At 69.4% G+C, this 12,705-nt stretch carries 12 protein-coding genes; 6 read left to right on the forward strand and 6 right to left on the reverse strand.

What is annotated here, in order from left to right; genetic code table 11:
- The first annotated feature begins 11 nt into the window (after positions 1-11).
- Both CJEDD_RS09335 and CJEDD_RS09340 read left to right on the forward strand, forming a co-directional pair.
- Positions 12-908, forward strand: coding sequence for a ribokinase (locus CJEDD_RS09335; protein WP_042407117.1), 897 nt, complete (start codon positions 12-14; stop codon positions 906-908).
- Between the two features lie 3 nt (positions 909-911).
- On the forward strand, positions 912-1,718 hold the full coding sequence (locus tag CJEDD_RS09340) for a CPBP family intramembrane glutamic endopeptidase (RefSeq protein WP_157034464.1): 807 nt from the start codon (positions 912-914) through the stop codon (positions 1,716-1,718).
- Here the strand turns inward: CJEDD_RS09340 and efeB are convergent.
- The 5 genes from efeB to lepA all read right to left on the reverse strand — a co-directional run bounded on the left by efeB (position 1,658) and on the right by lepA (position 9,455).
- On the reverse strand, positions 1,658-2,899 hold the full coding sequence (efeB, locus tag CJEDD_RS09345) for an iron uptake transporter deferrochelatase/peroxidase subunit (protein WP_042407120.1): 1,242 nt from the start codon (positions 2,897-2,899) through the stop codon (positions 1,658-1,660). The two genes, CJEDD_RS09340 and efeB, sit on opposite strands and share 61 nt — an antisense overlap.
- A complete protein-coding gene (locus tag CJEDD_RS09350; RefSeq protein WP_273657492.1) occupies positions 2,899-4,137 on the reverse strand; it encodes an EfeM/EfeO family lipoprotein in 1,239 nt (412 codons plus the stop codon). The genes efeB and CJEDD_RS09350 overlap by 1 nt, the downstream gene beginning before the upstream one ends.
- Positions 4,138-4,146: 9 nt before the next feature.
- A complete protein-coding gene (locus CJEDD_RS09355) occupies positions 4,147-6,150 on the reverse strand; it encodes an alkaline phosphatase family protein (RefSeq protein ID WP_273657493.1) in 2,004 nt (667 codons plus the stop codon).
- A 233-nt stretch (positions 6,151-6,383) separates the two neighbouring features.
- On the reverse strand, positions 6,384-7,577 hold the full coding sequence (locus tag CJEDD_RS09360; protein ID WP_042405085.1) for an alpha/beta fold hydrolase: 1,194 nt from the start codon (positions 7,575-7,577) through the stop codon (positions 6,384-6,386).
- Between the two features lie 3 nt (positions 7,578-7,580).
- Entirely contained in the window at positions 7,581-9,455 is a 1,875-nt protein-coding gene (gene lepA, locus CJEDD_RS09365) for a translation elongation factor 4 (protein ID WP_042405083.1), read from the reverse strand.
- A gap of 46 nt (positions 9,456-9,501) precedes the next feature.
- Here lepA and CJEDD_RS09370 point away from each other — a divergent pair, with 46 nt between their 5' ends.
- From CJEDD_RS09370 to CJEDD_RS09385, 4 genes are all read left to right on the forward strand, one after another.
- Complete coding sequence (locus tag CJEDD_RS09370; protein ID WP_042405081.1) at positions 9,502-10,380, forward strand: CPBP family intramembrane glutamic endopeptidase; 879 nt, start codon at positions 9,502-9,504, stop codon at positions 10,378-10,380.
- 32 nt (positions 10,381-10,412) lie between these two features.
- Positions 10,413-10,919, forward strand: a complete 507-nt coding sequence (locus CJEDD_RS09375) for a type II toxin-antitoxin system PemK/MazF family toxin (RefSeq protein ID WP_232297655.1) — start codon at positions 10,413-10,415, stop codon at positions 10,917-10,919.
- Between the two features lie 195 nt (positions 10,920-11,114).
- Entirely contained in the window at positions 11,115-11,378 is a 264-nt protein-coding gene (gene rpsT / locus CJEDD_RS09380) for a 30S ribosomal protein S20 (protein ID WP_042405079.1), read from the forward strand.
- A gap of 95 nt (positions 11,379-11,473) precedes the next feature.
- Positions 11,474-12,484 carry a CE1 family esterase gene (locus CJEDD_RS09385; protein ID WP_052333704.1) on the forward strand — a complete coding sequence of 337 codons (1,011 nt, stop codon included), beginning with the start codon at positions 11,474-11,476 and terminating at the stop codon, positions 12,482-12,484.
- Here the strand turns inward: CJEDD_RS09385 and CJEDD_RS09390 are convergent.
- The gene (locus CJEDD_RS09390) at positions 12,481-12,612 is read right to left on the reverse strand and encodes a hypothetical protein (RefSeq protein ID WP_269744990.1); all 132 of its coding nucleotides are present in this window, start codon (positions 12,610-12,612) and stop codon (positions 12,481-12,483) included. The genes CJEDD_RS09385 and CJEDD_RS09390 overlap by 4 nt on opposite strands.
- Positions 12,613-12,705: the final 93 nt, after the last annotated feature.

Here is a 12,705-nt window from a genome sequence, read left to right on the forward strand (position 1 = left end):
ACTGCGGAGCCATGAGCATTTGCGTCGTCGGCTCCATCAACGCCGACCTCACCGTCAACGTCGAGCGCCACCCCGTCCCGGGAGAAACACTCCTGGGCGGTGGGGGCGGGATCACCGCCGGCGGGAAGGGCGCCAACCAGGCCTGCGCGGCAGCGCGTCTCGGCGCGGAGGTCGTTCTCGTCGGCGCGACCGGCTGCGACGCAAACTCCGGGCCCGCGACGGCGCTCCTCGACGACGCCGGGGTGGACCTCACCCACGTCGAGGAGGTCGACTCCGTCACCGGCCTCGCCGTGATCGCGGTGTCCGCGGACGGGGAGAACACGATCATCGTCGTGCCGGGGGCGAACACGGAGGTGGGCGCGGACTTCGTGGACAGGCACGCCGCGCCGGTGCGGGAGGCCGAGCTCGTGCTGCTGCAGGGCGAGATCCCGGCGGACGGCTTCGCGCGCGCCGCCGAGCTCGCGACCGGGCGGGTCGTGGTCAACCTCGCCCCGGTGGTGGAGGTGCCGCGAGAGGCGCTGCTGCGCGCCGACCCGCTCATGGCCAACGAGCACGAGGCGGGGCTCATCCTGTCGCAGCTCGGCCTCGACGGCGCGGGCACCCCGGAGGAGCTCGCGCGGCGCCTGCTCGGCGCCGGCTTCGCCTCCGTCGTACTCACGCTCGGCTCGGCGGGCGCGCTCGTGGCGCAAGACGAGGTGTTCGAGCACGTCGCCTCCCCCGCCGTGGAGGCGATCGACACCGTCGGCGCGGGCGACGCGTTCGCCGGGGCGTTCTGCCACCGCGTGGTCGAGGGCGACACGCTCGTCGAAGCCGCACGCTTCGCCTGCCGCGTCGGCGCGTTCTCCGTCACCCTGCCGGGGGCCCAGCCGTCGTACCCCTCCTCCACCGACCCGCTGCCGGGGATGTAAAACTTGGCACACCACCACGAACTCGCAACGGGCGTGGGAGTGAAGGGGCGGCTGCGCGAGTGCGCGGAGGTCGTGGTGCTGGCAGTCTTTCTCTCAGCAGCCGCTGACTTCATCATGATGATGGTGCTGAGCGGCCAACCCTTCGATCCGGGGTGGTCCGAGGTGCGCAACCTCGCCGTCATGGCTGCGGCGCTGCCGGCCCCGTTCCTGGCGGCGAAGTGGTCGGGGCGCAGCTGGCGCGACCTGTTCGGCCCGGCGCAACGCGTGCGCTGGGGGCTGCTCGCGCGTTGCCTGCTCGTCGCGGGCGGGGTGTACGCCACCGTCCTGGCGTGGCGGCTCGCGTCCGGCGGGTCCATCAATATTGCGCTGGTTGCCGCCTGCTTCATCGTGGTGCCGTTGCAGGCCGCGGCGGAGGAGGCGATATTCCGCGGCTCGCTGCCCCAGCTCATCGGCGGGTCCGCCTGGCTCGCCTACGGCCTGCCGGGGCTGGTGTTCGTCGTGGGCCACACCGGGGGTCCGTTCTCGCTCGTGGGCGTTGCGGCGTTCGCCGCGTGCGTGTCCTACCTCGCATGGCGCAGCGACGGCCTCGAGGCCCCAGTCGCGCTGCACACCTGCACGAACCTGGCGTTTTACGTCCCGCTCGTGTGCGGCTCGCCGGTGCACATCGCAGACTTCTTCATCAATGTTGCGGCGCCGCTGTGTGCGACCGGGCTCATCGCCCTGCTGCTGCGACGCTACCCCAGGAACGGCTACGCGAGCAGCCCGCTGCCGAAAAAGTCGTCCGAGCCCCGCACGCCGGGCAGCGCGTAGAAGTAGCCGCCGCCGTAGGGCCGGATGTAGTCCGCCAGCGGCTCGCCCTCGAGGCGCTTTTGCACGGTGACAAACTGCCGCTCGAGGTCCTGCTGGAAGCAGACGAAGAGCAGGCCCACGTCGAGCGTGCCGTTGTCGCGCACCCCGTTGTCGTAGTTGTAGGCGCGGCGCAGCATGAGCTGGTCGGCGGTCTCCGGCGTGCGCGGGTTGGCCAGGCGGATGTGGGCGTCGGTCGGGATGACGTCGCCGGTCGCGTCGTCGAGGTAGTCCGGCTCGGCGTATTCGTCGCCGCCAGAGAGCGGCCCGCCCGTCGCGCGGTCGCGGCCGAAGATCTGCTCCTGCTCCGCGATGGAGATGCGGTCCCAGAACTCCGTGTACATCGCGATGAGTCGCACCACCATGTAGCTGCCCCCAGCCGCCCAGGCCGGCTCGCCGGCGCCCGCCCACACGAGGTGGTCGAACTCGTCCGGCGAGGGGTTGACAATGCCGTCCTTGAACCCCAGGTGGTTGCGCTGCGTGCCCGTCGGGCGCGGCTCGTTCATGTACCCGTTCTGGCGCCACCGCACCGCGACGTCCCCGCGCGTGTGGCGGAGGATGTCGCGCAGCGCGTGCGTGACCGTGTCGTGCTGGTCGGCGCAGATCTGCAGGACGAGGTCGCCGTGGCACTTGTCCGCCACGAGCGTGTCGTCCGCGAACGACTCCATCGCGCGCAGGCGGGCGGGCTTTTTCGCCGAGAGGCCGAACCGGCCGTCGAATAGCGAATCGCCCACCCCGAGGGTGACGGAGAGGTTGTCGGTGGGCAGCTCCGGGCCGAGCTCGCCGGAGTCGCCGGCGGGGTACGCGATGCCGTCCGGCGGCGTCGTCCCGCCCGCGGTGAGCGCCCGGGCGCGCTCGGTGATGGTGCGCAGCAGCTGCTCCAGGCGCTTCTTGCCGGTGAACTGGCAGTCGAGCGCGACGACCTCGGCGTACGTTTGCGGCTGGTTCACGATGCCCTGCTGGTGCACGCCGTGGAACTCGAGGCGGGCGTCGGGGTCGTTGACGGTGGGTTTGTCGGAGCGCGGCGTGCCGTCGTCACGCGGGGCGCCCAGGCTCGCCTGCGCGGTCGCCTGGGCGCCGAGCGCCACCGACGCGGCGGCGCCGGTGAGGAACGCGCGGCGGGAGATGTGGAACGGGCACGGCATCAGTTCATCCTCCGAATCACGGTCATGGTGGCCGCGGGCGCGAGCAGCTCGTTCGCGCGTGCGACCTCGGCCTGCAGGCGCAGGCGGTCCTGCTGCTCCCACTCGCTGTAGGCCACGTCGTACTTCGCGTCCATCTCGTCGGCGAGCCGATCGAGCTCGTCGAGCTGGGCGTAGATCGGCGCGGTGTCGAGTCCGCGGCCCTCGACGAGCTCGCGCAGCGGGTCGAGCGTGGCGCGCGTGGAGCGCACGTCGCCGCGCAGCGCGACCGGCAGCGCGTGGGCGCCGAAGTCGCGCTCGCCGCGCATGTCGAAGCGCTCGAACTCCTCCATCACCTCGTGGGCGCGCAGGCCGTAGTCGGGCTGCGGGATGGCGAAGTGGCTGGTCGCGAGCGCGTCCGCGGTCGCGTCGACGGCCGCGGCGAGGTCCGCCGCCGGCTGGGCGGCGGCGCTCACCGGCTCCGCGGACCACAGCAGCGTCTCGACGTCCTCGTACCCGTCCAGCCCCGGCCCAGGCCACATCTCCGACGAGTCATCGAAGGAGCGATAGGTCTCGAGGTAGGCGAGGTAGGCGCGCTGCGCGCGGGGGCGGTCGCCGGACCGGACGGCGTCGACAAGCTCGTGCGCCCGCTGCTGGAGTTCCGGGACGCGCTGCTTCTGGCTCGCCGCCTGCGCGACGGAGACCGCGGCGATCTCGCGGTCGGTGATGGGCACCATCTTCGGCGTGTCCGCGAACGGGGAGCCGGAGACGCGGAAGTCGCCGGACTTCACCGCGGAATCGTTGTGGAACACGCACGTCAGGTGGTACGTGCCGTTGGAAAGCTTGGGGGCCCAGGCGCGCTCGGCGGGTGAGCCGATGCGCTCGAGGACCTGGTAGGCGTTGCCCTCGTCGTCGGAAACGTAGACGTTGAGGGCGAGGCCCGTCGTGTTGTACACCCGCCATTGCGCCCGGCCGTCGACGTCACCCGGCGTCGGGCAGTTGTACACGTTGCGCACATGCAACCTGCTGCCCTGCTCGGTGCCGTTCGGGGCCGTCGTGTCCTGCCCGCCCGCGGCCGGCTCGCTCGGCTGGCCGCTCGGTTGGCTGGCTGTGGCCGCGGTGGTCGCTGTGGCGGAAGTCGCCTCAGCTGCCGCGCCGTGGTGGCTCGAACCGCTCGAGCCGGCCGCCGGGCCGTGGACGATGGCGGCGATGATCGCGAAGACCGCGGCCAGCACCGCCATGGCGTATTGGTAGGTGTCCATGGGTGAAGGTTAGAACGGGAGCTTGATGTTCTCGACCAGCTGCGGGTCGAGGCCCGGCATGCCGTTCATGTACCACGCGCCGATGCCGATCGCGAGGGCAAGCGCCGCGACGACAGCGGCAACGATGCCGGCCTTCGAGGAGCCGTCCGCTTCGGAGGACTTCGAGGAGCCGTCGGAGCTCGAGGAGGACGAGTCGTGCTTCGGCTGCTCAGCGGTGGTCGTGGTCGCCGTCGGTGCGGTCTCCGTCGGGGTCGGGACTTCCTTCTTCAGCTTCGTGATGGCCGGGACGCCGTCCTCGGTGAACTTGGGGTCGTTCATGCCCTCGGCGACCGGCTTGAGGTTGGTCAGCTCGCGGGAGGTGTTGTCCACGCGCTCGATGGAGGCGTAGTCCTTCGCCACGGTGCCGTCGGTCTCGTTGAGGAACAGCTTCGGCGCCTTAGTCTTGGCGTTGAAGTCGAACATGTTGTTCAGCTCGCCGGCGCGCTCGTCGAAGGCGATGCCACCGAGGCGGCCGAGGCCCCAGTTGTCCTGGATGAACTTCGTGATCGAAGTCTGCTCGGTGTAGGTGTTGTCGATGAAGTTCGTCTTCGCGTACGGCGAGACGACGAGCAGCGGCTGGCGGGTGCCCGGGCCGCACTGGCCGTGCTTGTCGCCGGCGACGCCGACCTTTGCGGCTGCGGCGGTGCAGATCTCCTTGTCCTGGTGCGGGTCGTTGGAACCGTTGAGGATCGTCGGGGCCTTGTGGTCGTACCAGCCGTCAGAGTCGTCGTAGGCGATGACCACGGCGGTCGACTTCCACTGCGGGGAGTTCTGCAGCTCGTTGATGTAGTGGGTGATGAAGGCCTGCTCGTCGAGCGGGTTGGAGTAGCCGGCGTGGCCGTCCTGGTAGTTCGCGGCCTTGAGGAAGGACACTGCGGGCAGGTTGCCGTTCTTCACCGCGGTGTCGAAGTCCTTGAGGTCGTACTGGTGGTTCGCCTGGTCGGTCTTGCCGATCATCGCGTCGGAGGACGGCGCGAGGTGGTGCGGGTTCGCGGTAGACGCGTAGTACTGGAACGGCTGGTGGTGCGGGTTGTAGTCCGTCTGCGTCCCGCCGGTCAGCGTCTTGTGCGCAGCGCCACAGCGTGCACGGGAGTTGTCGGTGGCCTTCTCGGTCGGGCGGAAGCCGCCCTGGAACCAGCCCCAGGTGACGTTCTTCTCGTTGAGCTGGTCGCCGATGTTCTTCGAGTGCATCGCGGTGACCTGGTTCGTCGCCGCGGAAGAGTTGTTGGAGCAGTCGTCGTACAGCGGGTCCGGGTCGCCGACCACGGTCGCGGTCTTGCCGTCGGCGGACACGCCGGCCAGCGCGTGGTTCTTGCCGTCCTCGATCGTCTGCTGCTCGCCGGTCGCCGGGTCGTGCATCGTTGCGTTCGCGACGGTGCCGGAGATGAGGTTGAGCGCGCCCGGGGTGGAGGGGCCGAAGATCGTGGAGTAGCTGTTGTCGTTCAGCGCGAAGTTCTGCGCGTAGTTCCACATGCCGGTGACGGTGTTGCCGTCGTAGTAGCCCATCGTCATGCCCGGAACGGCGTACGAGCCGCCGCCGTACTTGTCGATGTCGGTGGACACCGTCTCCGGGAACTTGTCCATCTTGCCGCCGTTGTACGCGGCCTGCTCGTCGCCGTAGTGGTGGTTCTGGTCGGTGGTCACGGCATTGCCCGGGCCGATGCGGAACGGGCTGATGGAGTTCGGGTTGTTCTCGCCGAGGAGGTTCGCGTTCTCGAGGTTGTCGGCCTTCGGGGTGTCCTTCTTCGCGGTGAACTTCGGCGCCGGCTTGTTCGAGCCCTGCAGCGTCTCGCCGTCCTTGTTCAGCGCGTTCGGGTAGGTGGCGAAGTAGTGGTCGAAGGAGATGTTCTCCGAGTAGATGACCACGACGTGCTCGATCGGGGTCTTGGTCTCGGCGTCTGCGACGACCGGGACGAGGGAGGCGGTAGCGGCGGCCGCGGCGCAGGTCGCGATGACGCGGGTGCGAAGCTTCATGGTGATTCCAACCTTGAGTCGACGATGGGAAGAGGGTGAAAGGGTTACTTTCGGCGACTATTTAAGACCCTTATAAGCGCCCGTGCACCGGCTAAATTTCGCCCGAAAATATGCATTACTGCGCGTCGATTTCGGTCTCCGCTGGCCAGCGCCACACCCCCACCGCGCCCGCCGGAGAAGTTCACCCAAATTTCACCCGGTTTTTCCCCTCGCGTCACCCGGGTACACTCTCGCTATACCCCCGCCATGTCCAGCAGCGTCCCCAGCACCTCCGCGCCGTGGCGGCGCAGCCCGTCGTGCTGGTACTTCGCCGTCTCAAACACCTCCGCGCCCAGCGCATCGGCGGTCTCGAGCGAGAGCTCGCGGGGCACGAAGATGTCGTCGGTATACACCGCTGCGTAGGCGCGGAACCCGCCGCCCGACGCGCCGCGCAGGCCCGCGTAGAGGTCCGCCCAGTCGTCCTTGCGCGCGAGCTCCTCCGCGGCCGCGGCGAAAGGCCGCAGCGCCGGGTCCTCGGCGAATTGGAACGGGAAGATGTGCTCGCCGGTGAGGTAGAACTCGTCGTCATCCGGGGAGGCGTCCGGCGCGAAGCCGTCGAGCGTCTCCGAGACCCGTTGCGCCGACCACGCCGTCGGCCCGGGCACGGTCCCGCCGTAGATCGACTCGTGGACCGCGGCGTAGAGCGGCGCCCTCGCAAAGCTCACCCGCTCCCCCACCTCCGCGAGGAAGTCGGTGCGCAGGCGCCCGTTCGCGTGGAACGGGGCCTCGAACAGCCGGGCCAGCGACGCGAAGCCGTCCTCGCGGCCGAGCGCGATGCCGAGCGTGCGCAGCCGCCGTGGCGTAAGCCGCTCGCCGGTGGGCAGCAGCTCCTCGCTTGCCGCGAGGTGGCGGCACACCTCGCGCACCGCCGCCTCCGCCGCCGGGTATTCCTCGTTGAACCGCAGGTGGCGCGCCTTGAGCTTCGCAAACGTCGCCCGGTAGACCTCGTCGGGGCCCGTGCGTATCGACGGCAACCCTCCGGTGAACAACGCCCTCCCCACCGCCTCCGGCGCCGCGGCCAGGTAGTGCGTGAGGCAGAACCCGCCAAACGACTGGCCCAGCACGTCCCAGCGCGCCAGCCCCAGCTCCTCCCGCAGCGCCTCGGCGTCGGCCACGATCGCGTCGGCACGCAGGCGCGCAAGCACGTCGGCGTGAATGAGTTCTGGCGTGTGCGCGTCGATACGCGTCGAGCGCCCCGTGCCCCGCTGGTCGAGGAGCACCACCTGGTAGCCGCGGCGCAGCGCGGTGTCCATCCAGGCGAAGTGCTCGCGCGGGGCGGGCGAGCCGGGCCCGCCCTGGAGGAAGAGCAGCGCCGGGCGGTCCGCATCGCCGAGGACGCGGGCGAAGACGTCGACGCCATCGCGCTGGATGGTGATCGTGCGGGTCACCGCTTACTCCTCGTCGGTGGACAGCGCCGCGACGAACGCCTCCTGCGGCACGGTCACCGAGCCGATGTTCTTCATGCGCTTCTTGCCGGTCTTCTGCTTCTCCAGCAGCTTGCGCTTGCGGGAGATGTCGCCGCCGTAGCACTTCGACAGCACGTCCTTGCGCAGCGCGCGGATGTTCTCGCGGGCGATGATCTTCGAGCCGATCGCGGCCTGCACCGGCACCTCGAACTGCTGGCGCGGGATGAGCTCTTTGAGCTTCTTCGTCATCTTGTTGCCGTACCACTGCGCGGAGTCCTTGTGCACGATGGCGGAGAACGCGTCGACGGGCTCGCCCTGGAGCAGGATGTCCACCTTCACCAGGTCCGCGAGCTGCTCGCCGGCCTCCTCGTAGTTCAGCGAGGCGTAGCCCTTCGTGCGGGACTTGAGCATGTCGAAGAAATCGAAGATGATCTCGCCGAGCGGCATGATGTAGCGCAGCTCCACGCGGTCCTCGGAGAGGTACTCCATGTTCTTCATCTGCCCGCGCTTAGACTGGCACAGCTCCATCGTCGTGCCCACGAACTCCTGGGGCACGATGATGGTCATGTTCACGATCGGCTCGTAGACCTCGGGGATCTTCCCGTCCGGCCAGTCGGACGGGTTGTGCACGATCTGCTCGGAGCCGTCCTCGCTGATCACCCGGTAGGTCACGGACGGCGCGGTGGAGATGAGGTCGAGGTCGAACTCGCGCTCGAGGCGGGTGCGGGTGATCTCCATGTGCAGCAGGCCCAAGAACCCGCAGCGGAAGCCGAAGCCGAGCGCGACGGAGGTCTCCGGCTCCCACGTGAGCGAGGCGTCGTTCAGCTGCAGCTTCTCCAAGCTCTCGCGCAGCGCCGGGAAGTCCTCCTGCGAGACCGGGAAGAGGCCCGAGTAAACCATCGGCTTGACCTCTTCGAAGCCCTCGAGCGGTTCGGTCGCGCCGTTGGAGGCCCACGTGACGGTGTCGCCGACGCGGGTGTCGCGGACGTCCTTCACGCCGGTGATGAGGTAGCCCACCTCGCCGGGGCCCAAGCCCTTTGTCTTCTTCATCGTCGGCGAGACGACGCCAATCTCGAGGATCTCAAGCGTCACGCCAGTGTTCATCATGAGCACCTTCTGGTTCGGCTCGAGCTTGCCGTCCATCATGCGCACGTAAGTGACCACGCCGCGGTAGGTGTCGTAGACCGAGTCGAAAATGAGCGCGCGCGCCGGCGCGTCAGCGTCGTTCTCCTCACCGTCCGCGCGAAGCGACGACGGCGGCGGCACAAGCTCGACAACCTTATCCAGCAGCTCGGGCACGCCCTCGCCGGTCTTGCCGGAGACGCGCAGCACGTCCTCGGGCTCGCAGCCGATGATGTTGGCGATCTCGAGGGCGTACTTGTCCGGGTCGGCCGCCGGCAGGTCGATCTTGTTGAGCACCGGGATGATCTCGAGGTCGTTGTCGATGGCCATGTAGAGGTTCGCGAGGGTTTGCGCCTCGATGCCCTGGGCTGCGTCGACAAGCAAAATTGCCCCCTCGCACGCGTCGAGGGAGCGCGCGACCTCGTAGGAGAAGTCGACGTGGCCGGGGGTGTCGATCATCTGGAGGACCATTTCCTGGCCCGCGAACTCACCCGCGGACGGCACCCACGGCAGGCGCACGTTCTGGGCCTTGATGGTGATGCCGCGCTCGCGCTCGATGTCCATGTTGTCGAGGTACTGGTCGCGCATGTCGCGCGCGTCGACGACGCCGGAGAGCTGCAGGATGCGATCGGCGAGCGTGGATTTGCCGTGGTCGATGTGGGCGATGATGCAGAAGTTCCGGATCCGTGCGGGATCCGTGAACGTTTGCTCCGCAAAATTCGTCGATGTTGCAGCCATAATTGCCACATCTTACTGAGCGCGGGCCCAAGGTACGGTGTTGCCCATGACTGCCTCAGCCACCGATTACCACCGCGCCGGCCTGGCGTACCGCACGACCCGTCCCGCGTGGTGGCGCCCGCTCGTGGAGCTCGCGATGCTCGGGGTGCTCATCGTCGTGTTCACCGTCGCCGTGACGCTGCCGGTGGGCTTCGCGGCCGGCCACTACGGTGTCGACGACATCATCTTCGACGAGGGCTCGTCCGACCCGCTCGCCGCACTCATGCAGGTGTTCTTCATCGCGATTTGGCTGCCGGCGCCGTTTCTCGCCGCGCGCATCGCGGGCCGCGACCCCGGCGCGCTGTGGAGCGCCGCCGGGCGGCTGCGGTGGGGGGTGTTCGGCAGGGCGCTCGCCGTCGTCCTCGCGGTCTACGGGGGCCAGGTGCTTGTCGACGCGATCCTGTTCGACGACGCCCCCACCCATCTGACCACGCGGCAGGTGCAGCTCATCGCCGCGTTCGTGATCGTGGTGCCGCTACAGGCCGCCGCCGAGGAGTTCGTGTTCCGCGGCGCGCTACCCCAGATCCTCGGCCAGTGGATCCGCCCCGGGTGGATCTGTTACGGGCTGCCCGCTGTCGCGTTCGTGGCCAGCCACGCCTACAACTGGGTCGGCCTCGTGGACATCTCCATCTTCGCGTTCTGCACCGCGCTGCTCGCCTGGCGCACGCGCGGCGTCGAGGCGACGGTGGCACTGCACGCCGTGAGCAACACGGTGGTGTTCACCTACGGCGCGCTCGGGATGTCGGACCCTTCGGAGACCGAGATCACCCCGGAGCAGACGATTATGTCCTCGTTGCTCACGATCGGGGTGACCGTGCTGCTGCTGTGGGTGCTGCGCGAACAAAGCTCCGCAAATTCGGTTGTCTCCGCTTCTACGACGGCTTAAGGTTGCCGGTAGCTGCAACTGGAGGTGCAATCGTGGCGTTCGAGCGGTTCAAGCGGAGAGGGAGCCGGCCCCGCGCCGGCTCGCTCGACCAGGGGCTGTCCATGCTCAACGCGCGGGTGGCCAACCAGATCGAGCAGCGCCGCCAGCGCGCCTCGCGCCTCAACGTCCGCGCGACGGCGTCGGTGCCCCGCAACGTCTACTACGCCCCCGACATGGACGGCGGCGCCGAGCCCGGCGAGGTGGTGTGGGTGACCGTGCCCTCGCGCCCGCCGAAGGAGCGCTCCATGCTCGTGGTCGGGCGGGAGCACCACGACATCCTCGGCCTACTCATCTCCCCCGAGAAGCAGCACGCTTATGACGACCGCTGGTTTGAGATCGGCCCCGGCGACTGGGAGGCGTCCGGCTCGCCGTGCTGGGTGCGCCTGGACAAGACCCTCATCGTGCCGGAGGCGGACGTGCACCGCCGCGGCACCACCGTGCCCCAGCGCCGCTTCGAGCGCGTGGCAAACACGCTGCGCGAGCGCTTCGCCTGGTCCTAGCCGGCTGGCGCGGTTTGGTCGGCGCAGGCTGTCCTGGTAATCTGCCCCGAGTTGCCCGCCACCGGCCACGTACCGGGTGCGCACCGCTACGCGGACAGGACCTTGGGTTCGCGTTCATACCCAAAGCGGCGCGCGTGACGCCCGGGCCGGAGCGACGACATTCAGATTCAAGCGAGAAACCAAGAGGTATTCACGATGGCAAACATCAAGCAGCAGAAGAAGCGCGTGCTCACCAACGAGAAGCGTCGCGTCCGCAACAAGTCGATCCGCTCTGCCACCCGCACCGAGATCCGCAAGTTCCGCGAGGCTGTCGAGTCCGGCGACAAGGCCGCTGCCGAGGCGCAGCTGCGCGTCGCGTCCCGCAAGCTGGACAAGGCCGTGACCAAGGGCGTGTTCCACCGCAACAGCGCGGCGAACAAGAAGTCCAACATGGCCCGCGCCCTGAACAAGATGGCCTAAGGCCCGCGCGCTCCGCACTGCCCCGCCCGCCCCGTTCGGCGTGCGGGGCAGTGTTGTGCTGTAACGCCCCCGCCGAAGCATCGGATGTACCTGCCGTGAACCATTCCCGCCGCGCGCTCGCAGCCGCACTCACCGTCGCCCTGCCCCTGTCCGCCACCGTCGCGCCGCCCGCCGAGGCACAGGCGCTGAGCTCCTCCTCCGAACTCGAGGCGCTGCTCAAACGCTACGTCCCCGGAGTGCCCCCGGAGACGGTGCAGGTGCTCGCGGTGATCGCGGCGCTCGCGGCCAGCATCGCGCTGACCATCCCCATCGCGCGCGCCGGCGGCGGGCAGGCCGACGCCGCCCCGAGCGCGGTCGGCGGGTCGGTGGAGACGAACACGGTACGCGTCGGCACGCGGACGCGCTCGTACGACGCCGTCCTGCCGCGCGGCTACAACCCGGCGCGCTCCTACCCCGTCGTCCTCGGGTTCGGGGGCTGGCAGCACTCAGCGGCGCAGATGCGCGGCTACGCGGGCCTCGAGCGCGAGTTCGATGACGCCATCGTGGTCTACGCGCAGGGCGTGAACGACGCGTGGGGCGGCGCACCGTACGCCGCCACCAGCGTGGACGATGATATCGCGTACGTGAGGGCGGTGCTTGACGACGTCGCAACGCGCTACAACGCCAATCCCCGCCGCGCCGTCGCGGTCGGCCTGTCCAACGGCGGCGGGATGGCCGCCGCCCTCGCCTGCCACGCCCCGGACACGGTGCGCGCCGCAGCCGCGGTGGCGGGCGCGTACTACACGCCAACCGTGACCGGGTGCGCCCCGGGGGCGGTGCCGGTGCTGCTCATGCACGGCACGCGCGACGACGTCGTCGGCTACGGCGGCGGGACCCGCCACGGCGCGAGCTACGCATCGGTCGACGCGGTGGCCGGGACGTTCGGGCGCAAGAACGGCTGCAGCGGCACGTTCTCGCAGTCCCGGTCCGGCAACGTGACTACGTTCGACGCCACCGGCTGCCTCGCGCGCACGACCGTGGAGCGCGTCGAGGGCGGCACCCACACGTGGTTCACCGACCCGTCCGCGACGCGCGAGACCGCGCAGTTCCTCAGCCGCTACCTCTAAAGGGCCGCCGCCCCGCGGACGATAAGCACCGCGCCGACCTCGACGAAGAACACGCCGGCGCCGATGTCCACGTACGGGCCGACGCGCAGAAACTTCCGGCGCACGCGCTCGGCGGAAAGCACCTGCACGAGCACCGCAAACAGCGCGAGCGAGCTAGCCCACAGCGCGGCGATGACCAGCAGGGCGGTGCCGGCGGACGGCGCGGGCGGCAGCAGCGGGGC

This window comes from Corynebacterium jeddahense, assembly GCF_028609865.1.
GTDB classification, from domain to species: domain Bacteria; phylum Actinomycetota; class Actinomycetes; order Mycobacteriales; family Mycobacteriaceae; genus Corynebacterium; species Corynebacterium jeddahense.

Coding starts and splice junctions, on each gene's coding strand:
- CJEDD_RS09335 (WP_042407117.1), top strand. CDS start 12: ATGAGCATTTGCGTCGTCGGCTCCATCAACGCCGACCTCACCGTCAAC.
- efeB (WP_042407120.1), bottom strand. CDS start 2,899: ATGCCGTGCCCGTTCCACATCTCCCGCCGCGCGTTCCTCACCGGCGCC.
- CJEDD_RS09350 (WP_273657492.1), bottom strand. CDS start 4,137: ATGGACACCTACCAATACGCCATGGCGGTGCTGGCCGCGGTCTTCGCG.
- CJEDD_RS09355 (WP_273657493.1), bottom strand. CDS start 6,150: ATGAAGCTTCGCACCCGCGTCATCGCGACCTGCGCCGCGGCCGCCGCT.
- lepA (WP_042405083.1), bottom strand. CDS start 9,455: ATGGCTGCAACATCGACGAATTTTGCGGAGCAAACGTTCACGGATCCC.
- CJEDD_RS09370 (WP_042405081.1), top strand. CDS start 9,502: ATGACTGCCTCAGCCACCGATTACCACCGCGCCGGCCTGGCGTACCGC.
- rpsT (WP_042405079.1), top strand. CDS start 11,115: ATGGCAAACATCAAGCAGCAGAAGAAGCGCGTGCTCACCAACGAGAAG.